General features: G+C 37.8%; 20 protein-coding genes and 1 pseudogene. 17 read left to right on the forward strand and 4 right to left on the reverse strand.

Features of this window, described 5'->3' with window-relative positions:
- Positions 1-5: 5 nt before the first annotated feature.
- Complete coding sequence (locus tag IGM13_RS04310) at positions 6-116, reverse strand: DUF4044 domain-containing protein (protein ID WP_002383399.1); 111 nt, start codon at positions 114-116, stop codon at positions 6-8.
- Between the two features lie 67 nt (positions 117-183).
- Positions 184-1,148, reverse strand: a pseudogene (locus IGM13_RS04315) (magnesium transporter CorA family protein).
- A 244-nt stretch (positions 1,149-1,392) separates the two neighbouring features.
- Here IGM13_RS04315 and IGM13_RS04320 point away from each other — a divergent pair.
- The 17 genes from IGM13_RS04320 to ileS all read left to right on the forward strand — a co-directional run bounded on the left by IGM13_RS04320 (position 1,393) and on the right by ileS (position 19,887).
- The gene (locus tag IGM13_RS04320; protein ID WP_002383401.1) at positions 1,393-1,785 is read left to right on the forward strand and encodes a DUF3397 domain-containing protein; all 393 of its coding nucleotides are present in this window, start codon (positions 1,393-1,395) and stop codon (positions 1,783-1,785) included.
- Positions 1,786-2,018: 233 nt separating this feature from the next.
- The gene (gene mraZ / locus IGM13_RS04325; protein WP_002383402.1) at positions 2,019-2,504 is read left to right on the forward strand and encodes a division/cell wall cluster transcriptional repressor MraZ; all 486 of its coding nucleotides are present in this window, start codon (positions 2,019-2,021) and stop codon (positions 2,502-2,504) included.
- Between the two features lie 14 nt (positions 2,505-2,518).
- Positions 2,519-3,475 (forward strand): 16S rRNA (cytosine(1402)-N(4))-methyltransferase RsmH, encoded by a 957-nt coding sequence (rsmH, locus tag IGM13_RS04330; RefSeq protein WP_010710705.1) that lies wholly within the window; start codon positions 2,519-2,521, stop codon positions 3,473-3,475.
- Between the two features lie 16 nt (positions 3,476-3,491).
- Positions 3,492-3,899: a cell division protein FtsL gene (gene ftsL, locus IGM13_RS04335; protein WP_002419342.1), complete on the forward strand. Its 408-nt coding sequence runs from the start codon at positions 3,492-3,494 to the stop codon at positions 3,897-3,899.
- Positions 3,899-6,127, forward strand: coding sequence for a penicillin-binding protein (locus IGM13_RS04340; RefSeq protein ID WP_002383404.1), 2,229 nt, complete (start codon positions 3,899-3,901; stop codon positions 6,125-6,127). The genes ftsL and IGM13_RS04340 overlap by 1 nt, the downstream gene beginning before the upstream one ends.
- 26 nt (positions 6,128-6,153) lie before the next feature.
- Positions 6,154-7,119, forward strand: a complete 966-nt coding sequence (gene mraY, locus IGM13_RS04345; RefSeq protein WP_002419341.1) for a phospho-N-acetylmuramoyl-pentapeptide-transferase — start codon at positions 6,154-6,156, stop codon at positions 7,117-7,119.
- A gap of 22 nt (positions 7,120-7,141) precedes the next feature.
- Entirely contained in the window at positions 7,142-8,512 is a 1,371-nt protein-coding gene (gene murD, locus IGM13_RS04350) for a UDP-N-acetylmuramoyl-L-alanine--D-glutamate ligase (RefSeq protein ID WP_002419340.1), read from the forward strand.
- Between the two features lie 4 nt (positions 8,513-8,516).
- Entirely contained in the window at positions 8,517-9,608 is a 1,092-nt protein-coding gene (gene murG / locus IGM13_RS04355; RefSeq protein ID WP_033591586.1) for an undecaprenyldiphospho-muramoylpentapeptide beta-N-acetylglucosaminyltransferase, read from the forward strand.
- An 8-nt stretch (positions 9,609-9,616) separates the two neighbouring features.
- Entirely contained in the window at positions 9,617-10,741 is a 1,125-nt protein-coding gene (locus IGM13_RS04360; RefSeq protein ID WP_002419338.1) for a cell division protein FtsQ/DivIB, read from the forward strand.
- Between the two features lie 173 nt (positions 10,742-10,914).
- Positions 10,915-12,237 carry a cell division protein FtsA gene (ftsA, locus tag IGM13_RS04365; RefSeq protein ID WP_002355898.1) on the forward strand — a complete coding sequence of 441 codons (1,323 nt, stop codon included), beginning with the start codon at positions 10,915-10,917 and terminating at the stop codon, positions 12,235-12,237.
- Between the two features lie 26 nt (positions 12,238-12,263).
- On the forward strand, positions 12,264-13,496 hold the full coding sequence (gene ftsZ, locus IGM13_RS04370) for a cell division protein FtsZ (protein WP_002355899.1): 1,233 nt from the start codon (positions 12,264-12,266) through the stop codon (positions 13,494-13,496).
- A gap of 16 nt (positions 13,497-13,512) precedes the next feature.
- Positions 13,513-14,190 carry a YggS family pyridoxal phosphate-dependent enzyme gene (locus IGM13_RS04375; RefSeq protein WP_002358890.1) on the forward strand — a complete coding sequence of 226 codons (678 nt, stop codon included), beginning with the start codon at positions 13,513-13,515 and terminating at the stop codon, positions 14,188-14,190.
- Positions 14,191-14,203: 13 nt separating this feature from the next.
- On the forward strand, positions 14,204-14,848 hold the full coding sequence (locus IGM13_RS04380; RefSeq protein WP_010713807.1) for a cell division protein SepF: 645 nt from the start codon (positions 14,204-14,206) through the stop codon (positions 14,846-14,848).
- A 28-nt stretch (positions 14,849-14,876) separates the two neighbouring features.
- Positions 14,877-15,134 (forward strand): YggT family protein, encoded by a 258-nt coding sequence (locus tag IGM13_RS04385; protein WP_002355902.1) that lies wholly within the window; start codon positions 14,877-14,879, stop codon positions 15,132-15,134.
- A 26-nt stretch (positions 15,135-15,160) separates the two neighbouring features.
- On the forward strand, positions 15,161-15,943 hold the full coding sequence (locus IGM13_RS04390; protein ID WP_002355903.1) for an RNA-binding protein: 783 nt from the start codon (positions 15,161-15,163) through the stop codon (positions 15,941-15,943).
- A gap of 151 nt (positions 15,944-16,094) precedes the next feature.
- Complete coding sequence (gene divIVA / locus IGM13_RS04395; RefSeq protein WP_002355904.1) at positions 16,095-16,796, forward strand: cell division protein DivIVA; 702 nt, start codon at positions 16,095-16,097, stop codon at positions 16,794-16,796.
- Between the two features lie 310 nt (positions 16,797-17,106).
- Positions 17,107-19,887, forward strand: coding sequence for an isoleucine--tRNA ligase (gene ileS, locus IGM13_RS04400; RefSeq protein ID WP_010715079.1), 2,781 nt, complete (start codon positions 17,107-17,109; stop codon positions 19,885-19,887).
- 51 nt (positions 19,888-19,938) lie between these two features.
- Here the strand turns inward: ileS and zwf are convergent, their stop codons facing one another.
- Complete coding sequence (gene zwf, locus IGM13_RS04405; RefSeq protein WP_002383412.1) at positions 19,939-21,462, reverse strand: glucose-6-phosphate dehydrogenase; 1,524 nt, start codon at positions 21,460-21,462, stop codon at positions 19,939-19,941.
- Positions 21,462-22,130 (reverse strand): metal-dependent transcriptional regulator, encoded by a 669-nt coding sequence (locus IGM13_RS04410; protein ID WP_002358896.1) that lies wholly within the window; start codon positions 22,128-22,130, stop codon positions 21,462-21,464. Before IGM13_RS04410 ends, zwf begins: the two co-directional genes overlap by 1 nt.
- Positions 22,131-22,282: the final 152 nt, after the last annotated feature.

Below are 22,282 nucleotides of genomic sequence, written 5' to 3' on the forward strand. Positions count from 1 at the left end.
CCAGTTTAAAGACTAAGAATTGCTGTTAAAACAGTTGAACCTACAATTGCGATCAGCATTAGCCAAACCACGACTTTCGTGATTTTTGAAAAGCGACTTTGTTCTTTGTCGTTCATAAATGACACGTCCTTTTTAATTTCTGCTAATAGTGTACAACCTTTTCCTGAAAACAGCAACCTAAAGTTATAAGAGATTCTTTTTCTTTAAAATTCGAATACTAATTACGCAGATTAAGGTAGTGATAGCAAAAATAATCCAAAAAGAATATTCATGCTCTGCAAAAGGGAGTTTCACATTCATGCCGTAGATTCCCCGATGATGGTCGGGATGGTTAGGACAATTGTTAAGGATGTTAAAATTTTCATGACATTATTTAAGTTATTTGAAACGATTGCTGAAAAAGTATTACTAATGTTATCAACTAATTTTAGTTGTATTTTAGTCGTATTTAGTCCTTGTTCTAGTTCAATCAAAATATCCCTTAAAAATGGCAAATGTTTTTCTGGATGATTAAAAATTTCAGCGCTATATAAACGTTTTAATACTTTTAAATTATCCGTTAAAGCTGCTTCGAAATAAACTAGACTTTTTTGAATGTCCATAATCTGATACAATTGACTATTTTCTGTGGCTACTTGGAGCTCTCCTTCAAGTTTGTTGGTTTGTTGGATAAGTGCTTGTAAGTTTTTATTGAAGGAAAGGGCCATCTTCCATGAAAGGGCTAAAATTAGGGCCTTCTCAATAGAAAGATCTTGATGCGTGAACGCCTCTTTTTGAATCCTATGAACGATGTCGTTAGGCCCATTGCTAACAGTAATTAGTTTGTTATCGACGGTTGCGATTAAAGCAATCGGCACCGTTTCTACTTGCAGATAGCCACTAGGACTGATACTAGCTTTGGGATAACGGAATAAAAGTAACGTAGGCGTTTGTAATTTTTCGTGGCGGAAACCTTCCACTCGAGCATTTTCTTCATCATCTAAAACGCCGGTAAGATAATCTGTTGGTAAGTGGTATTGATTGACGAGACGCTCGATTTCTTCTTCTGTAGGAGATTCTACCGAAATCCAACTTAGGGCTTCATCGTCTGGTGAACAAGGTTCAAAATAGTCATTTTTCAATAATAAATAATTAATCAAAAGATTCACCCCGAATCAACATTTTTTGTTCTAAATCCATTATAATAGAAGTATGACACAATACGAGAAGAAAAGCTTATAAAAAACATTCAAAAATAAGTGGCCGCGATAGGTGAGGCCTCGTTTTGAAAATGGTTTGATAAGTAATCCGTTTTTTATATGAAAAAGCAAGCAAAAAGGGCTTTTAGCACATATATTTAAACGAAATGAAACATCTGTGTAACGTTGATGAAGTATAGTTATAGCAGGTGGAATGAAAGGATTTGTTGAGAGAATGGTGTCGTTTTCGGCAATAATGTTATTTTGGTATATTTTTCCGGTAATTGTGCTCTTTGCGTGCAATTTTCTCGTGTCCACTTTTTCCCTAACGGAACGTTGGAAAATAAAAGCACCGGATTTGGCCATTCCGTTTTTATTCATAGGGATCCATGAGTTATCCAAAGATAGTTATGATGAATCGATTATGCCGTATTTTGTGATTTCTATTTTGTTATTAGGAGTCGCTGTTGCCCTGTTTCAAGCTTATTATTATGGAGAGATTTTATATAGACGATATTTCAAGATGTTTTGGCGGTTGACGTTTTTACTAACGTTTGTGTTGTATGTGTTGCTTATCTTGCTAAATATCAGTCATTATCTACTGTAATAAAGCGTGGAGACAATAGGGGAAATACGCTGTAGGAAAATGTCCCCCACAACTCCCCACTCCGTGGGGTTTTTTTGTTATTTTGGGGGTTATTTGATAAAAAACATAGTAAAAACCTTGTTATAATAACATTTTTTGTTGGATGATGCTTGTTACATAAAACCCTGTAAATATTACAGAAATTTTAAATAACAGTTAAAAAATAGAAGTTTTTAGATTTGTAGTGGTAGAAAGTGGTGGGATGTGGTAGACTTGTTCTATCAAGTGGAAAAGCGGGTGTATTGGCTATGCTTATGGGTGAATACCAACATAATATCGATGCCAAAGGCCGCCTAATCGTTCCATCAAAGTTTCGTGAGGAACTTGGTGAAAAATTTGTGGTAACGAGAGGGATGGATGGCTGTTTATTTGGTTATCCTTTAAATGAATGGTCACAACTTGAAGCAAAACTTCAAGAAATGCCCTTAGCTAAGAAAGATGCACGTACCTTTGTGCGATTCTTTTATTCCGCTGCAACAGAATGTGAGATTGATAAGCAAGGTCGTATCAATATTCCGGCGAATTTACGAACACATGCCAGTTTAGAAAAAGGCTGTGTTGTTATCGGCGTCTCTAACCGAATTGAAATTTGGAGTGACGAACGTTGGCATGCATTCTCTGATGAAGCTGAAGAAAACTTTGATGAATTAGCAGAAACAATGATTGATTTTGGATTTTAGGAATGAGGCAAATGATGACTGAAGAATTTCGCCATTACACCGTTCTTTTAAAAGAAACAGTGGATGGATTACAAGTGAAGCCGGATGGCGTATACGTAGATTGCACACTCGGTGGTGCCGGACATAGTGAATACTTACTGACACAATTGAATGAGCACGGTCATTTATATGCCTTTGATCAAGACCAAAAAGCGTTGGCACATGCTAAGACTCGTTTGCAGAAATATGTAGACAAAGGTCAAGTGACCTTCATCAAATCAAATTTTAGAAATATTAAAGAAGAATTGGCAGAACACGGGGTGTTCCATGTTGATGGAATTCTATACGATTTAGGTGTTTCGTCACCACAATTAGATGAAGCAGAACGTGGTTTTAGCTATCATCAAGACGCGCCCTTAGATATGCGCATGGATCAAGACGCACCCTTGACGGCTCGCGAAGTGGTGAATACGTATAGCTATGGTGAGTTAGTAAAAATTTTCTTTCGTTATGGGGAAGAGAAATTTTCGAAACAGATTGCTCGAGAAATTGAACGTGTTCGCGAAAAGCAACCAATTGAAACAACAGGTGAACTTGTTGAGATTATTAAGACGGCGATTCCAGCTCCAGCAAGACGCAAAGGTGGACATCCCGCAAAACGAATTTTCCAAGCAATTCGCATTGCCGTTAATGATGAATTAGGGGCAGTTGAAGAGTCGCTAGAACAAGCAATTGATTTGCTAGCGAAAAATGGCAGAATCAGTGTGATTACGTTCCATTCGTTAGAAGATCGTATCGTTAAAACAATGTTTAAAGAATACAGTACGGTACAAGATTTGCCACCAGGCATTCCAGTGGTACCAGAAGAATTTCAACCAGAATTAAAAGTAATTACCAGAAAACCAATTTTACCAAGTGACAGTGAGTTATCTGAGAATAATCGTTCACGAAGTGCGAAGTTACGCATTGCCGAAAAAATAAAATCTAGTTAGAGAGAGGGGTAGACACATGGCTGAATTGAAGAAAGTAAATGATTTCCATTATGAAGCACCAGAAATGGATCAGCCAACTGTGGCAACAGAGCAAGACAGAAAAATGCAAGAGGAAACACTACCTGTCCCCACTCTATTACCCAAAAAGAAACTAAAAAATGTCTCTTTACTAGAAAAATTAATCGGTGTTGTATTAGTTTGTGCAACGATTGGTATTGCAATTGCGACAATTCAAGTAAGAACGACAATTGTCCAAACCATGAACGATATTACAGATACACGAACAGTCATTAAAGAAAAGGAAGATAACGCTTTGAAATTGGAACAAGAAAGAAGCGAACTTTCTAAATCAGATCGAATCAAAGATGTCGCTAAAAAACAAGGGCTAGAAAATAACGGCGACAATGTTAGGACTGTTAAATAATGAGTAAAAGACATAAATTTAAACAATTCATGAAAAAGAAAAACTTAAATCCGATGAACAATCGTAAAAAAGTAGGCATCATTTTATTCGCTACGAGTATTGGATTGTTCTTTTTATTTGCCTTTAGAACGACATACATTGTGGCAACAGGAAAAGTAGCCGGTGTCTCACTAAAGGAAAAAACAGCTTCTTTATATGAAGGAAGCCAAGTGGTAAAAGCTAAGCGAGGATCAATTTTAGATCGATATGGTAATCCAATCGCAGAAGATGCTACCTCCTACTCGTTATATGTTGTATTATCAAAAAAATATACGGGACAAAATAATGAAAAGCTCTATGCGGAGAAAAAAGACTTCGATGATATTGCTGAAATTTTAGCGAAATATACCAAACTAGACAAAAAAACAGCATTGAAATACTTGAATAATGGGATCCATGAAGATGGGTCAACACAATATCAAGTGGAGTTTGGTGCAGGTGGTCAAAACATTACCTTGGAAACACGCCAAAAAATTGAAGCAGATTTGAAAAAGAAAAAAATCTCAGGTGTTTATTTCAATGAACATCCAGCCAGATTATATCCCAATGGGCAGTTTGCTTCTCACTTTATTGGCTATACGAAAGCAGCCAATCCAGATGATGATAAAGAAGGCTTAGTAGGCGCAATGGGACTAGAACAGACCTATAATGATATTTTAAGCGGAACCGATGGCCGTGTATATTTTGAAAAAGATATTTATGGCAATGCCTTACCAGGAACTGTGGCGGAAGAGAAAAAAGCAGTGGATGGTCAAGATATTTACACAACGCTGGATAGTCGCTTGCAAAATACCTTAGAAGATTTAATGACGCAAGTTAATGAAAAATATGAACCAGTTTCTATGACTGCCATGTTAATGGAAGCAAAAACAGGCGAAATTGTTGCCATGTCTCAACGCCCAACATTTAATCCTGAAACGAAACAAGGGTTAGACGATAATGGCACGTGGCAGAACCTATTAGTTGAAAGTCCTTATGAACCAGGCTCAACAATCAAATTATTTACAACAGCTGCTTCTATGGAACAAGGACAGTTTAATCCTAATGAATTATTCAATCGTGTTGGTGGAATTCAGGTTGGGGATGTAACTGTGAATGACCATGACTACACTCGGTTGAACGGCAAAGAATATTTGAATTATCGTCAAGCCATTTCTTGGTCTAGTAATATTGGTATGGTAAAACTAGAACAAAAAATGGGTGATGAAAAATGGATGGAGTATTTGAAAAAATTTGGTTTTGGTACGAGCACGCATTCAGGTTTAAGTGGTGAATCTGCTGGTAAATTGCCAGGAACAAACTTTGTAGATAGAGCAATGTCGGCATTTGGTCAAGCAATTACGGTTACTAATTTCCAAATGATGAAAGGTTTCTCAGCTATTGCAAATGACGGTTCAATGTTGCAACCTCATTACATCAGCAAAATTGTTGACAAAAATACAGGAAAAGAAACGATTACGGAACCACAAATCGTAGGAACCCCAATCAAAGCGCAAACAGCTCAACAGATTCGTACGTACATGATTGATACTGTTGAAGACCCGACTTACGGGATTGCGTATGATATTTATAAAGTACCAGGCTATCATGTTGCTGCCAAAACAGGAACTGCCCAGATTTCAGATGGTAAAGGGTACGTTGATGGAGCAAGTCAAGTCTTGTCTTCTGTAGTGGAAATGGTCCCAGCGGATAATCCTGAATATGTTTTGTATATTACACTTAGACAAGCAAAATCAGGTTCGCCTTCAGAAGCAATGGCGGCAATTGCAAACCCATTAATGAAATTAGCGTTAGACATTAAAGAGACAGATCCGGAAACAACGAAAGTAGCTTCTGATAAAGTCACAGTTGCTGATTATAAAAACATGACGCCAGCGGAAGCGTTGGCCAATGCCAAAGTGAACGGGGTTGATCCTGTGATTATCGGCGATGGTGAAAAAATCAAGAAACAATCAACGCCGTCTGGTCAAACATTAATGCCTAATCAAAAATTGATTTTGATCACAAATGGAACAAACTATATGCCTGATTTAACCGGCTGGTCGAAGAGCGATGTTACCAAGTTTGGCGATCTATTAGGTTTGACTGTCGAGTTTAAAGGTGAAGGCTATGTGACGAAACAAAGTATCGCTGCTGAAACTGAAATTACGGAGAAAAAATTAACCGTGACTTTAGAAGGCACAGAATAATAACGTAGAATATTAGGAGAGATAACATGGAGTGGACACAGATTTTTATTCCCATAGTGGTGAGTTTTGCCATTACAGTGAGCGTAATGCCACTATTCATTGGCTATTTTCAAATGAAAAAACAAGGGCAGGTTACTCGTGAAGATGGCCCAACTTGGCATAGCGTGAAAACAGGTACCCCTACAATGGGGGGAGTCGTTTTCCTTGTAGCCAGCTTGATTACTTCATTAGCAATGGGGTTGTTTTTCCACCAATTTACGCCGTCTCTACTAATTATTCTATTTATTTTAGTATTATACGGTTTGCTAGGTTATTTAGATGATTTCATAAAAGTCTTTAAAAAACGGAACATGGGCTTGAACTCTCGTCAAAAATTAATTGGTCAAATTTTTGGTGGGTTGGTTTTCTACTTTGTTTATCGAAGTGAAGGCTTTTCAGACACCTTAGATTTGTTTGGAGTAGCAGAAGTTCCGTTAGGTATTTTTTATGGCGTGTTTATTATTTTTTGGTTAGTCGGTTTTTCTAATGCCGTGAACTTGACAGATGGAATTGATGGCTTAGTTGCTGGTTTAGGAACAATTTCATTTGGTACTTATGCAATTATTGCCTGGAAACAACAACAATTTGATGTTGTGATTATCTGCCTAAGTGTGATTGGTGGGCTGATTGGCTTTTTCCCTTATAATAGAAAACCAGCAAAAATCTTCATGGGTGATGTTGGTTCATTAGCATTAGGTGGATTGTTAGCAGCAATTTCAATTATTTTGCATCAAGAATGGACGCTACTTTTAATTGGACTTGTCTACGTTTGTGAAACAGCAAGTGTTATTTTACAAGTTGCTTCATTTAAATTATTTGGTCGACGGATTTTTAAAATGTCACCAATTCATCACCATTTTGAAATGTGTGGTTGGTCTGAATGGAAAATTGATTTTGTCTTTTGGTTTGTCGGTTTAATCTGTTCAGGAATCACATTATGGATTCTTTTCTAATCTATCAAAGGGGAAATTGACAATGAAAAAAATAACAACCTATCAAAACAAAAAAGTGTTGGTTTTAGGACTAGCTAAAAGTGGTGTCAGCGCAGCGAAACTCTTACATGAGTTAGGTGCGCTCGTTACCGTTAATGACGCAAAACAATTTGATCAAAACCCTGACGCCCAAGATTTATTAACCTTGGGTATTCGTGTTGTTACAGGAGGGCATCCAATTGAATTGTTGGATGAAGAATTTGAACTAATCGTTAAAAATCCTGGTATTCCTTATACAAACCCACTTGTGGCAGAAGCACTAACTCGGAAAATTCCTATCATAACTGAGGTGGAATTAGCAGGTCAAATTGCGGAATGTCCAATTGTCGGCATTACGGGCACCAATGGCAAAACAACCACGACCACGATGATTGGTTTATTGCTAAACGCTGACAGAACGGCTGGTGAGGCACGTTTGGCGGGAAATATTGGTTTTCCAGCGAGTACGGTGGCTCAAGAAGCAACAGCCAAGGATGATCTTGTGATGGAACTTTCTAGTTTTCAGTTAATGGGAATTGAGACGTTTCACCCACAAATTGCAGTAATTACAAATATTTTTGAGGCACACTTGGATTATCATGGTTCGCGGAAAGAATATGTTGCTGCAAAATGGGCCATTCAAAAAAACATGACCGCAGAGGACACCTTGATTTTAAATTGGAATCAAGTAGAGCTTCAAACGTTAGCTAAAACCACAGCAGCCAACGTATTGCCTTTTTCAACAAAAGAAGCAGTAGAAGGAGCTTATCTTTTAGATGGGAAATTATATTTCAATGAAGAATATATTATGCCCGCCGATGAGCTAGGGATTCCTGGCAGTCACAATATTGAAAATGCACTCGCAGCGATTTGTGTAGCTAAATTAAAAAATGTATCGAATGCTCAGATTAGACAAACTTTGAAAAACTTTTCAGGCGTTCCCCATCGAACGCAATTTGTTGGCGAAGTTCAGCAAAGACGTTTTTATAACGATTCAAAAGCAACCAATATTTTAGCTACAGAGATGGCGTTAAGTGGGTTTGACAACCAAAAGCTACTTTTACTTGCGGGTGGCTTGGATCGCGGTAACTCATTTGATGAATTGGTTCCTGCTCTGCTGGGACTCAAAGCAATTGTTTTATTTGGAGAAACCAAAGAAAAATTGGCGGAAGCTGCTAAAAAAGCGAACATTGAAACAATTTTATTTGCTGAAAATGTTCAAACGGCGGTTACCATTGCCTTTGATTATTCGGAAAAAGATGATACTATTTTACTATCACCTGCTTGCGCAAGTTGGGACCAATACCCGAATTTTGAAGTACGCGGGGAAGCCTTTATGCAAGCTGTTCAACAATTAAAAGAAAGTGAAATGTGAGAAAATGAAGATACTAGTAACTGGTGGTGGCACAGGTGGGCATATCTATCCTGCGTTATCCTTCGTCGAACACGTCAAAAAAGAAGCACCTGCAACAGAATTCTTGTATGTGGGAACAGAAAATGGTTTAGAAAGTCAAATTGTGCCAAAGGCGAAAATTCCATTTAAAACGATTAAAATTCAAGGATTCAAGCGTTCGCTGAGTCCTCAAAATTTTAAAACAATTTATTTATTTTTAACAAGTATTAATAAAGCAAAAAAAATTATTCGTGAATTTCAACCAGATGTGGTCATTGGTACAGGCGGTTATGTTTCTGGTGCAGTAGTTTATGCGGCCCACCAATTAAAAATACCGACAATTATTCATGAACAAAATAGTATCCCTGGAATGACAAATAAATTTTTAAGTCGTTATGTGGATAAAATTGCGATTTGTTTTCCGGATGTCGCTAGTTTTTTCCCGAAAGAAAAAACAATTTTGACAGGGAACCCGCGGGGACAAGAAGTCGTAACGGTGGAAAAGTCAGCTATTTTATCAGAGTTTGGCTTGGATCCAGCAAAGAAAACGGTGGTTTTATTTGGCGGAAGTCGTGGCGCCTTGAGAATCAATCAAGCGTTTGAACAGGCCTTTCCTTTGTTTGAAGAGAGAGAGTATCAAGTTTTATACGCTTCAGGAGAAAGATATTATCAGGAACTTCAAGAAAGTCTAAAGCTTTCTGAAAAGAAATTGACAAACATAAGTGTGCAACCGTATATTGATAAAATGGTTGAAGTGATGGCTAATACCGATTTAATGGTGGGACGTGCAGGAGCAACCTCAATTGCGGAGTTCACCGCATTAGGATTACCAGCAATTTTAATTCCGAGTCCTTACGTCACGAATGATCATCAAACGAAAAACGCGCAAAGCTTAGTAAAAGTTGGTGCTGTTGAAATGATTCCAGATGCAGAATTGACCGGCGCTCGTTTAGTTGCGGCAATTGATGATATTTTATTAAACAATGAAAAAAGACAACAGATGGCAACGGCGTCCAAAGGGGAAGGCATCCCAGATGCAAGTGATCGTTTGTATCAAGTTGTTAAAACGTTAGTCTGAGATAGGAGGTGTGGAAGATTAGTAACGAGAACGATATATTCAAAAAAAGAAAACCATTACCTCCAAAAAAATCGGAAGAGTCTCAACCTGAACTGACACCTTGGCAAAAACAAAACCAAGAATATTTGAAGAAGCAAGCGGAAGAAGCTGCTTCAAAAGGTGAAAACGAACAAGCAGAAGTCACCATCACTTTACAAGAACAAAGTCAAGAAGAGCCTCAACAACATCTTCCACAAGAAACAGTGGAAGAAGAGGAGCATTTTGCAGATCGTTTACCGAACGTTAAGAAAACACGGAACAAGCGCTTATATAGGCGTTTAGCCTTTATTTTAACTTGTTTAGGGACAGCCATTTTAGTGGCATTGTATTTTGTTTCGCCTCTTAGTCGATTGAGTGAAGTAACAGTTTCAGGTAACAAAAGTGTGGAGAGTCAAGCGATTATTCAGCAGTCAAAACTTGAAACGGGCAGTGGCTTATGGGAGCAGTATTCAAATAGAAATTATTTTTCTGCAAATATTCAGAAAAAGTTTCCAATTATAAAAAAGGCGAACATTAAGTTAAATGGTATTAATTCATTTAAAATTGATATTCAAGAGTATCAAATTGTCGCTCTTGCTGCGACTAAAGGCGGCTATCATCCGATTTTAGAGAATGGTAAAACTTTGGCGGAAACCACCAAAGCTGCTGAAAGTGGCAAACCAATTTTTGAGAATTTCAAAGAGGATAAATTAATCCCTGAATTAATGGCCTCTTACAACAAATTACCTCAAGAAATTAAACAAGGAATTTCAGAAATTAAATATGCACCATCCAAAACCAATAAAGACTTGATTAATGTCTATATGAATGATGGAAATCGAGTGATTGTTAATATTTCTGATTTAAGTGAAAAAATGGCTTATTATTCACAAGTAGCCGAGCAAATGGACAAACCTGGAATCGTTGATATGGAAGTCGGCATTTTTTCTTATCCGTATGAAAAAGAAAGTGAAGAAACGGGCAGTGAAGTTTCCGAAGATTCAGCGGTTGAAAATCAAGAAGTTGCGGACCCAAATGCAGGCGTAGCAACGGATGAAGCGAATAACGGTACGCCGACAAATGGAGAAAATCAAGAAGTGCAACAAGCAGAATAAGTTTTTTACAAAAATGTTTCAAAAATTAACGAACAAATTCGTATAATCTGCTTTCTAAAACCCCCATTTTTATGGTAAAATTGGAAGAAGTGAATAATACTAAAAAAGAGATAGTTAAACGGACGCCTTTGTCCGCTTAGATATTGGAATTAATAGGAGGAGGAATTCCGTTCATGGCAAAAACAGGAATGTATGTAGGCCTCGATATTGGTACAACTTCTGTCAAAGTAGTTGTCGCTGAATATATTGAAGGTCAAATGAACATCATCGGCGTTGGAAATGCAAAATCAGACGGTTTGAATCGAGGGATTGTCGTCGATATTGATCAAACAGTTCAAGCAATCCAACGGGCCGTTCGACAAGCCGAAGAAAAAGCCGGCATTCAAATTAAAAGCGTAAATGTTGGATTACCAGCGAATTTATTAGAAGTAGAAAGCTGTCAAGGAATGATAGCTGTTAGCAGTGAATCAAAAGAAATTACAGATGAGGATGTGCGCAACGTCGCATCTGCAGCTTTGGTTCGTTCAACTCCTCCTGAACGTCAAATTGTTGCAATCTTACCGCAAGACTTTACCGTCGACGGCTTTGAAGGCATCAAAGACCCACGTGGAATGCTTGGCGTTCGCATGGAGATGTTTGGCGTTGTCTATACTGGACCAAAAACAATCATCCATAACATCCGTAAATGTGTTGAAAAAGCTGGCTTAGGAATTAACGAATTAGTGATTACACCGCTTGCTTTAACAGAAACAATTTTAACAGATGGCGAAAAAGACTTTGGAACAATTGTCATTGATATGGGTGGCGGTCAAACAACGACATCTGTTATCCACGACAAACAATTGAAATTTACTCATGTTAACCAAGAAGGCGGCGAGTTCATCACGAAAGATATCTCAATCGTATTGAATACTTCTTTTAACAACGCCGAAGCCTTAAAAATTAATTATGGGGATGCTTATCCAGAAAGAACTTCAGCAAACGAAGAGTTTCCTGTTGATGTTATCGGTAAGTCAGAGCCTGTAAGAGTGGACGAACGTTACCTTTCAGAAATTATTGAAGCGCGTGTGGAACAAATTTTGAGAAAATCAAAAGAAGTTCTGGATGAAATTGATGCGTTTGAATTACCTGGAGGCGTTGTGTTAACTGGAGGCGCCGCTAGTATGCCAGGTATTGTCGATTTGGCGCAAGAGATTTTTGAAGCCAACGTAAAACTATACGTACCAAATCACATGGGCTTACGTAACCCAGTCTTTGCTAATGTCATTAGCATTGTGGAATATTCAGCGCAACTAAACGATATTTATCACATTGCCAAATATGCAATCCCTGGTGAAAAATCGAAACCAGCACAATCAGTCGCTGTCCAACAAGAAGTTCGCTATGACACATATGCTGAACAGCCTCAAGAAGAATACGAAGAATTCAACGAACGTGAGTCTGGTGAAAAAGTGACAGGCAAAATCAAAGACTTCTTCTCGAACATTTTCGACTAATTACACAAACAGGAGGATACGATATCATGGAATTTTCATTAGACAATAACATTAACAACGGTGCAGTCATTAAAGTTATCGGTGTAGGTGGCGGCGGCGGAAACGCTGTAAACCGTATGATCGAAGAAAACGTTAAAGGCGTGGAATTTATCACAGCCAATACAGACGTTCAAGCATTAAAACATTCAAAAGCAGAAACAGTGATTCAATTAGGCCCTAAATACACTCGTGGTTTAGGTGCCGGTTCACAACCTGAAGTTGGCCAAAAAGCTGCAGAAGAAAGTGAACAAGTGATTTCAGAATCATTACAAGGCGCGGATATGATTTTCATTACTGCTGGTATGGGTGGCGGAACTGGTACAGGTGCTGCGCCAGTAGTTGCAAAAATCGCTAAAGAATTAGGCGCTTTAACAGTTGGTGTAGTAACTCGTCCATTTAGTTTTGAAGGTCCAAAACGTGGTCGTTTTGCCGCTGAAGGAATTGCCTTATTAAAAGAAAACGTTGATACACTATTAATTATCTCAAACAACCGCTTATTAGAAGTCGTTGACAAGAAAACGCCAATGCTTGAAGCATTTAGAGAAGCTGATAATGTATTACGTCAAGGTGTTCAAGGGATTTCAGATTTAATCACTGCGCCAGGTTACGTAAACTTGGACTTTGCTGACGTGAAAACAGTGATGGAAAACCAAGGAACAGCTTTAATGGGAATTGGTGTAGCGAGCGGCGAAGAACGCGTAATTGAAGCAACGAAAAAAGCTATTTCTTCACCATTGTTAGAAACATCAATCGATGGTGCGGAACAAGTCTTATTAAACATTACTGGTGGCTTAGATATGACCTTGTTTGAAGCGCAAGATGCTTCAGATATCGTTACAAATGCTGCTTCAGGTGATGTGAACATCATCCTAGGTACATCAATCAATGAAGATTTAGGCGACGAAATTCGTGTAACAGTAATCGCTACAGGTATTGATGAATCAAAAAAGGATAGAAAACCGCACCGTCAAACTAGACAAGCGGTTCAACCAATGCAACAAACAACTCAATCTGTGGAAATGGATCAACCAAAATCACAAGAAGAAGCAAGTGCTTTTGGCGATTGGGATATTCGCAGAGAACAAAATACACGTCCAAAAGTTGATGAATCTTCATTAGAACAAGTAGACAAAAAAGAATTTGACACATTCCACCGTGAAGAACCAAATCACAATGATGACGAATTAAGTACGCCACCATTTTTCCGCAGAAAACGATAAGGAGCATCGATGAGAAATGATAGCTGAAAACTTAACAAATATTAATAATCAACTTCAGCTAGCATGCAAAAGCTCACAGCGCTCTGTTGCTGATGTGACAATGATTGGCGTCACTAAATCAGTAGGAATTGAGGAAGCAGCAGAGCTTGTTCAGCTTGGTGTCCAGAATTTAGCTGAAAACCGAGTAGATAAGTTACTAGAAAAGAAAGCTGGATTGGAAAAATTTAATGATATTCAGTGGCATTTAATTGGTAATTTACAACGTAGGAAGGTAAAATTAATTATTAATGAGATAGATTATTTTCATGCATTAGATAGTCTGAGTCTAGCCAAAGAAATTCAAAAAAGAGCAACGAAAGTTATTCGTTGTTTTGTTGAAGTGAATATAACTGGGGAAGAAAGCAAGCACGGCTTTCGTAAAGAAGACGTCTTACCTTTCATTCAAGAACTTGCTGATTTGGACAAAATTCAAATCGTCGGTCTAATGACTATGGCACCTTTTGGGGCAAGTGAAGAAGTATTACATGCAACATTTAGAGAATTAAAAGAGCTGCAAATGACCGTAAATGAGAAACATTTATCTTTTGCTCCTTGTACAGAACTTAGCATGGGAATGAGTAACGATTTCCCAATCGCAGTTGAAGAAGGTGCAACTTTTATACGAATCGGAACAGCGTTATTCAGAGATGCGTAAAGGAGAGGAATTTATGTCAATTTTTAACAAGGATGCGTTATCGAGCTTTTTTGGCTTATCTGGCGAAGAAGATGATTATTATGATAACTACGAAGAATATGAAGAGCGCAAAGCAGTTAATGAACCACCGCGTCGTGCAGCTCGGCCTAAACCACAACGCCCTGTTCAACAACAGGAAAGTTACAGTCAGCCAGCTTATACACAACAAAGTGAGCCTGTAGTTGAAAAACCTTCTGCACGCTATCGTTCTGCTGAAACGCATCAAGAAAGAGACACACAACAAGCTGCTTACACAGAGAAAAAAGTGGTTTCTATGCGTAGTTCTAATCAATCAGCGACTACGAATACAAGACGAGCACAAGAAAGCACCGCCAATGCAAAAACACATAAAATTACTATTATTGAACCACGTGTGTATTCAGAAGCAATGAGCATTGCGAAACATTTATTTGCTGAAGAAGCTGTGCTAGTTAATTTTACATTAGTAGAAGAAGACCAAGCACGACGCATCGTTGATTTCTTAACTGGTACTGTGTATGCTTTAGACGGAGATATTCAGCGCGTTGGCAATGAAATCTTCTTATGCACACCAGCGAATATGGAAATTGATAGTGCGACAGCACAATCTTTAGCCAACAAACAATTCTTTGATTTCTAAGCCTTAGGGAGGTGTTATTATCGCAACACTGATTACTCTATTATACAAAGGCGTTCAAATCTATTCAGGATTACTAGTGATTTACGCGCTACTTTCATGGTTTCCAGGAGCGTATGATTCTGCTTTCGGGCGTTTGCTCTCTAGAATTTGTGAACCATACTTAAGTTTGTTTGACCGTTTGAATTTAAGGATTGGAATGGTTGGATTTAACGTAATGGTAGGGATTATTGTCCTTAACCTAGCAGCGGGTGGCTTAGCAGTCATTTTACGAGCTATTGTTTATTAATAACTTTTAGAAAGGATGATTTATCTATGAACGCAAATGTGTATCAACATTTCCGCAAAGATGAACATCCTTTTATTGACACTGTCGGGGATTGGCTAGAGCAAGTGGAGATGCAATACGCGCCTTATTTGACAGACTTTCTTGATCCTAGACAGGCGTATATTTTGGAAACGTTGATTCGACAAAACAGTGATTTATCGTTTACTTTTTATGGTGGTTATGAGCAAGCAGAACGAAAACGCTGCTTGATTTATCCAGCGTATTACATACCAGAAGAGACAGATTTTGGTGTTGTATTATTTGAAATTATTTATCCATCTAAATTTGCGACATTATCTCATGGGAAAATTTTAGGCACCTTGATGAATGTTGGGGTTCGTAGGGAAGCCTTTGGAGATATTATTTCCGATGGTGATAAGTGGCAGGTTTTTATAGCACAAGAAGTAGCTGGCTTCGTTGTTAACCAAGTCGACAAAATTGGTAAAATTACTGTTCGCTTAGAAGAGCGGGATTATACACAAATTTTGATACCGAAGGATGGTTGGCAAGAAGAGCGAACGACTATGAGCTCTTTGCGGCTGGATAGTGTAATTTCCGCCGTATTTAATATTTCAAGGCAGCGATCAAAACAATTGATCGAATCTGGTAAAGTAAAAGTCAATTGGACAGAAACGACACGACCAGATTTTGCCTTAGACTTATTAGATATTGTTTCGATACGAGGATTTGGGCGCCTTCAGATTCAAGAATTAGAAGGAAAAACAAAGAAAGAAAAATTTCGTGTCCTCTTAGGGGTATTGAGAAAATAATCTCGAACTTTTGTTTAAGAAAACCATTTTGGCTGTTCATTCAGACGAAGTTGTGTATAATAAAAAAAGTAAGATATTTGCTATTTCAGGATTAGTATGAGAATGTGTTCATAAGGGGTTTTACAAAAATAATCCAAAGAGGTGAAGGAATATGGCATTAACTCCATTAGATATTCAAAACAAAGACTTCTCAACAAAAATGAGAGGCTATAACCAAGACGATGTAGATGACTTTTTAGATCAAGTCACACGTGATTATGAAGATGCATTACAAAAAAATCGTGAACTTGAGAAATCATTAAAACACGCAGAAGAAAAATTACAATACTTCAATGAATTGAAAGATGCATTGAATCAATCAATTATTGTTGCACAAGATACCGCTGATAAAGTGAAATCAAGTGCCAATAAAGAATCAGAAATGATTATCACTTCGGCAGATAACCAAGCCAAAGAAACCTTGGTAGAAGCTGAACGTAAATCAAATGCAATGATTGCAGATGCTGAAGCGAAATCAACACAAATCTTAGCAGAAGCAATTGAACGTGCCCGTCAATTAGCTGGGGAAACAGAAGACTTGAAGAAGAAAACACGTGTCTTCCATCAACGCTTAAGCTTAATGCTTGAAACTCAATTAGAGCAAGTAAAGAGTGAAGAGTGGGAAGAGATTTTAAAGCCTTTTTCTAGTTATGTCGGAGACAAACATACAGCAGTTAAGGAAATTCTTGATGAACAAGACCTTGACAACGAAAATGAAACTGTTGTAAACTCTGAAGAGAACACAGATGCTGTAGTAGAAAAAAAGCCTGTAATTGAAGTCACTGAAGAAACAATTGAAGAAGAATCAAAATAGATAGAACAGAACGTTTAATGTTTATTCTTAGCAGCGAGTCAATGATAGTGAAAGTTTGACAGACACTGGCATTAAACAGATCCTCTATCCTAGATGCAATTCTGAACACTTGAGTAGGAACTGCCGGATAATTACCGTTATCAATTTCAGAGAAAGTAGGGGCAACTCTACTTTGAATTTGGGTGGTAACACGAGTACTTCGTCCCTTGGGATGGAGTACTCTTTTTTTATCTACTTTTATCAGCTATCGTTCATCTTTAGTATGAACTAACACAATTAAATCGATAAAATGAAAGCGAGGCAAATGCATATGAAAATGAAAGAAACATTGCAATTAGGAAAAACAGCTTTTCCAATGCGTGGGAACTTGCCAAACCGTGAAGCAGAATGGCAAAAAGACTGGGAAGAAAAAGGCTTATATGAACAACGTCAAAAATTAAACGAAGGAAAACCAACCTTTGTTTTACATGATGGCCCTCCGTATGCAAACGGAAATATTCATTTAGGACATTCTTTGAATAAAATCAGTAAAGATATTATTATTCGTTCAAAATCAATGTCTGGTTTCCGTTCTCCTTATGTGCCTGGTTGGGATACCCATGGTTTACCAATTGAGCAAGTGTTAACCAATAAAGGAGTTAAACGTAAAGAAATGACTGTCGCTGAGTATCGCGAAAAATGTAAAGAGTATGCCTTATCACAAGTCGATAAACAACGTAACGATTTTAAACGTTTAGGTGTGTCAGGCGATTGGGAACATCCATACATTACGTTAGATCCAGAGTATGAAGCAGCAGAAATTCGTGTTTTTGGTAAGATGGCAGAAAAAGGCTATATTTATAAAGGCTTAAAACCAATTTATTGGTCTCCTTCAAGTGAATCTTCTTTAGCAGAAGCAGAAATTGAATACAAAGATGTAAAATCACCTTCTATTTACGTAGCTTTTAATGTGGTCGATGGTAAAGGTCTTTTAGATAACGAGACAGCCTTCGTCATCTGGACGACAACCCCTTGGACATTACCAGCCAACTTAGGTATTTCAGTTAATCCCGATTTTACGTATGTTGAAGTGAAGGCAGACGGTCGTAAATTTGTAATTGCTAAAGATTTATTATCAACAGTTAAAGAAGCGATTGGTTGGGAAGAAGTAGAAGTCTTGCGAGAATTTTCTGGTGAAAAATTAGATCGTATGACAGCTCAACATCCATTCTATGATCGAACATCACTTGTTATGCTAGGCGACCACGTGACGCTAGATGCCGGGACTGGCTTAGTTCATACCGCACCAGGACATGGGGAAGATGACTATATTGTTAGCCGTAAATATGATTTACCTGTTATTTCTCCTGTTGACAGCCGTGGGGTCTTTACAGATGAAGCACCTGGTTTTGAAGGAATTTTCTATGACAAAGCGAATCCAATGATTACTGAGTTATTAGAAGAAAAAGGCGCGTTATTAAAATTAGATTTCTTTACGCATAGTTATCCACATGATTGGCGTACCAAAAAACCAGTTATCTACCGTGCAACGCCACAATGGTTTGCTTCAATTTCTAAATTCCGTCAAGATATTTTAGATGAAGTTGAGAAAGTTGACTGGCTAATTCCTTGGGGAAAAACACGTTTATATAATATGATTCGTGACCGTGGTGATTGGGTAATCTCTCGCCAAAGAGCGTGGGGTGTGCCATTACCAATCTTCTATGCTGAAAATGGGGAAGCCATCATTACGCCAGAAACAATTGAACATGTAGCGAATTTATTTGCAGAACATGGATCAAATATCTGGTTTATGCGTGAAGCAAAAGAGTTACTACCAGCAGGCTTTACACATCCAGGTTCACCAAATGGCGAGTTTACCAAAGAAACAGATATCATGGACGTTTGGTTTGACTCAGGTTCTTCACATGAAGGAGTTTTACGAGAAAGAGAAGAGTTAACTTTCCCAGCAGATATGTATTTAGAAGGTTCTGACCAATATCGTGGTTGGTTTAACTCAAGTATTACAACAAGTGTCGCTATCAATGGGGTAGCGCCTTATAAATCAATCATTTCTCAAGGAATGGTTCTCGATGGCGAAGGCCGTAAGATGAGCAAATCGTTAGGCAATACCATCTTACCTGAAAAAGTTATCAACCAAATGGGGGCAGATATCTTACGTTTGTGGGTAAGTAGTGTTGACGCGGAAGCCGATGTGCGTGTCTCAATGGATATCTTAAACCAAGTATCTGAAGTGTACCGGAAAATCCGTAATACTATGCGTTTCTTGTTAGCGAATACGAGTGATTTTAATCCAGCTGAGCATACTGTAGCTTATGCTGATTTACGTTCTGTAGATAAATACATGACGGTTCGTTTAAATCAAGTCATTCAAGAAATCCGTGAAAATGGTTATGAAAAATATAATTTTATGCATATTTATCGGACAGTTATGAACTTCTTAACTGTAGATTTATCTTCTTTCTATTTAGACTTTGCGAAAGATGTCGTTTATATTGAAGCAGAAAACGATTATCAACGTCGTTGTATGCAGACTGTTTTCTATCAAACATTGGTTTCATTAACAAAATTATTGACACCAATTATTCCACATACAGCGGAAGAAATTTGGAGTTTCTTACAAGAAGAAGAAGAGTATGTGCAATTAGCTGAATTCCCAGGTTACGAAACGTTTACTAATGAAGAAGAATTGATGGATACATGGGCAGCCTTTATGGATTTCCGTGACAATGTCTTAAAAGCGTTGGAAGAAGCTCGTCATTCTAAATTAATCGGTAAATCGTTAGAAGCTAAAGTGACCGTTTATCCAAATGAACAAATTCGTCAATTAATGACAGCTGTTGATGCAGATATTTCTCAATTACTAATTGTTTCCGACTTTGAAGTATCAAAAGAAGTAGCACCTAGTGAAGCTGTTCAATTTGAAGACATGGCTATTTTAGTTGAAAAAGCAGAAGGCGAAACGTGTGACCGTTGTCGTTCCGTTCGTCAAGATGTCGGCTCAGATGAAAAATTACCAACACTTTGTGGCCGTTGTGCACACATTGTTGAAGAAAATTATCCAGAAGCGGTTGCTGAAGGATTCGAATAAACAAGGAAAAAGATCCGCTAGTCGTTAACTAGCGGATCTTTTTTGGCTTATTTATTGATCAAGTTGACCGCGGTCACGGTACCAGTTATCTGGTTGCCATTCCCAAGTAAAGCCATCTTTTTCTAATAAGTCGAAGGCAGCTTGCGGGCCCATTGTGCCAGCGGCATAATTAGGGAAAGAAACGTCTGTTTTATCCCAAGCATGTCGAATAATGTCAACAATGCGCCAAGATTGGGCAACTTCGTCCCAATGAGAGAAGTTTGTACTATCGCCATTTAGGCAGTCTAATAGAAGTTTTTCATATGCTTCTGGACTATTTTCAGTCATTTCAGCACTTTGACGGAAATCAAGTTTCACTGGAGTTGTATTAAACCCTTGACCGATTTCTTTTCCATTTAAGGTTAATGAAAATCCTTCAGTTGGTTGGATATAGATAGTTAAAACATTCGGTGGTAAATCGGTTTTATCGCATTCTTCACACGTATCATCTTTGAAGACATTAATAGGTACTTGTTTAAAGACGATGTTAATGCGTGTACCTTTTTCAGTTAATCGTTTACCTGTGCGAACATAGAAAGGGACGCCAGACCAACGGAAATTATCAATTAAAAATTTACCAGCAACAAAAGTTTCAGTGGATGAAGTTTCTGCCACATTCGGTTCATCACGATAGGCTGCAAATGTTTGATCAGCTAGCTGACCTTCGCCGTATTGTCCACGCACGAAATTTTGAAGGGCTTCTTCTTCAGAATAAAGGCGGATGGCACGTAAAGCTTTTACTTTTTCAGTCCGAATTTCTTTTTCAGAAAAGGCAACAGGAGGCTCCATAGAAAGCAAAGCAACGACTTGTAAAATATGATTTTGAACCATATCTTTTAGTGCACCACTGTGGTCATAATAGCCGCCACGATCCTCGACACCTAAGCTTTCAGCGAAGGTGATTTGGACATTATCAATGTAACGATTGTTCCATTGTGATTCAAAAATATTATTGGCAAAACGAATGGCTGAAATATTTTGGATCATTTCTTTGCCTAAGTAATGGTCAATTCGGAAAATATCTTGTTCAGGAAATGCAGCACGAATTTCTTCATTTAATTCGTAGGCAGATTCATAATCAGAACCAAATGGCTTTTCGATAATTAGTCGATCAAAGCCTTCTTCCGAAATAATATGTTGTGATTTCAAGTGATTAACAATGGTTCCAAAGAATTGAGGGGCCATAGCTAGATAGTAAACATGATTACCTTCTAAGTGGTATTGTCCATTTAGGCGATCAGATAATTCTTTTAAGGTATTATAATGTTCCGTATCATTCACATTATGTGATTGGTAATAGAAATGACTAGAAAATTCAGTCGCCTCTTCGGCCGTGGGATTTAAGTCTTGAATGGTTTCACGAACGATTTCCCGATAGTATTCGTCTGTCCATTCCCGACGTGCGGTACCAATCACCGCAAAACGCTCAGCTAATAATCCTTTTTTATATAAGCGGAACAGGGAAGGATACAATTTACGTTTGGCAAGATCACCTGTCCCCCCGAAAATAGTAAATAATGCTACTTTTTCATTCATTAGTTTTCCTCACTTTCTCTAATCAATGGCTCAACAAAAATTGTGTTTGCTGCTTTAAAGCTGACGGATAATTCTTTGTTTTCATTATAAATGGTGATCGGTCCTTCATATGCAGCAATTTCTTTAATCGTATATTCTTCTTGAATATTTAAATCAATGGAAACTAAATAATCCAGTAATTCTTTTTCGTCTAAGACACGTGCAATCCGAATTTTTGTGCCAACAGGGTAGTCTGTTAACGTTTGGCGTTTCTCCTCATGAATGGGTTGATTATCTTCGGGAATAACACCACCGTGTGGACAAAATTCTGGATGATTTAAATAATCCGCTAAACGGTTCACAAGTGTTTGTGAAGTAACATGTTCTAAAACTTCTGCCTCTTCGTGCACATCATTCCAAGTGTAATTTAAGTGCTCTACTAAAAAGACTTCCCAGATTCGGTGTTTGCGAATTAACGTACTCGCTTTTTTTAAGCCTTTTTCAGTTAATTGTACCCCTTGATAAGGAGAATGCTCAACCAAATCTTCTTTTACTAACTTTGAAATCATCTCACTAACCGAAGCTGCCGAAACATCGAGTCCAGAAACAATTTGTTTATTATTCACTTTAACTTCGTCGCCACCTAATTCAAAAATTAATTTTAAATAGTCTTCGCGATTTGGTGTCATAGGGGCTCATCCTTTCAAAAAAACATCATCCTAAGTTTATCAGAAAAAGGCGCATTTGACTATTTAATAATATTCAAGTTGTAAGAAAACTTTCTGAATGCTTTTGCAAGGGATGTAAAAAAATAAATCACCCACCGCACATACTTCATTTT

This window comes from Enterococcus sp. DIV0561 (assembly GCF_050539875.1).
GTDB classification, from domain to species: domain Bacteria; phylum Bacillota; class Bacilli; order Lactobacillales; family Enterococcaceae; genus Enterococcus; species Enterococcus faecalis.

Coding starts and splice junctions, on each gene's coding strand:
- mraY (WP_002419341.1), top strand. CDS start 6,154: ATGGAGTGGACACAGATTTTTATTCCCATAGTGGTGAGTTTTGCCATT.
- IGM13_RS04320 (WP_002383401.1), top strand. CDS start 1,393: ATGAAAGGATTTGTTGAGAGAATGGTGTCGTTTTCGGCAATAATGTTA.
- ftsL (WP_002419342.1), top strand. CDS start 3,492: ATGGCTGAATTGAAGAAAGTAAATGATTTCCATTATGAAGCACCAGAA.
- IGM13_RS04310 (WP_002383399.1), bottom strand. CDS start 116: ATGAACGACAAAGAACAAAGTCGCTTTTCAAAAATCACGAAAGTCGTG.
- ftsZ (WP_002355899.1), top strand. CDS start 12,264: ATGGAATTTTCATTAGACAATAACATTAACAACGGTGCAGTCATTAAA.
- zwf (WP_002383412.1), bottom strand. CDS start 21,462: ATGAATGAAAAAGTAGCATTATTTACTATTTTCGGGGGGACAGGTGAT.
- IGM13_RS04390 (WP_002355903.1), top strand. CDS start 15,161: ATGAACGCAAATGTGTATCAACATTTCCGCAAAGATGAACATCCTTTT.
- murD (WP_002419340.1), top strand. CDS start 7,142: ATGAAAAAAATAACAACCTATCAAAACAAAAAAGTGTTGGTTTTAGGA.
- IGM13_RS04410 (WP_002358896.1), bottom strand. CDS start 22,130: ATGACACCAAATCGCGAAGACTATTTAAAATTAATTTTTGAATTAGGT.
- ftsA (WP_002355898.1), top strand. CDS start 10,915: ATGGCAAAAACAGGAATGTATGTAGGCCTCGATATTGGTACAACTTCT.
- ileS (WP_010715079.1), top strand. CDS start 17,107: ATGAAAATGAAAGAAACATTGCAATTAGGAAAAACAGCTTTTCCAATG.
- IGM13_RS04340 (WP_002383404.1), top strand. CDS start 3,899: ATGAGTAAAAGACATAAATTTAAACAATTCATGAAAAAGAAAAACTTA.
- rsmH (WP_010710705.1), top strand. CDS start 2,519: ATGACTGAAGAATTTCGCCATTACACCGTTCTTTTAAAAGAAACAGTG.
- divIVA (WP_002355904.1), top strand. CDS start 16,095: ATGGCATTAACTCCATTAGATATTCAAAACAAAGACTTCTCAACAAAA.
- IGM13_RS04375 (WP_002358890.1), top strand. CDS start 13,513: ATGATAGCTGAAAACTTAACAAATATTAATAATCAACTTCAGCTAGCA.
- murG (WP_033591586.1), top strand. CDS start 8,517: ATGAAGATACTAGTAACTGGTGGTGGCACAGGTGGGCATATCTATCCT.
- IGM13_RS04380 (WP_010713807.1), top strand. CDS start 14,204: ATGTCAATTTTTAACAAGGATGCGTTATCGAGCTTTTTTGGCTTATCT.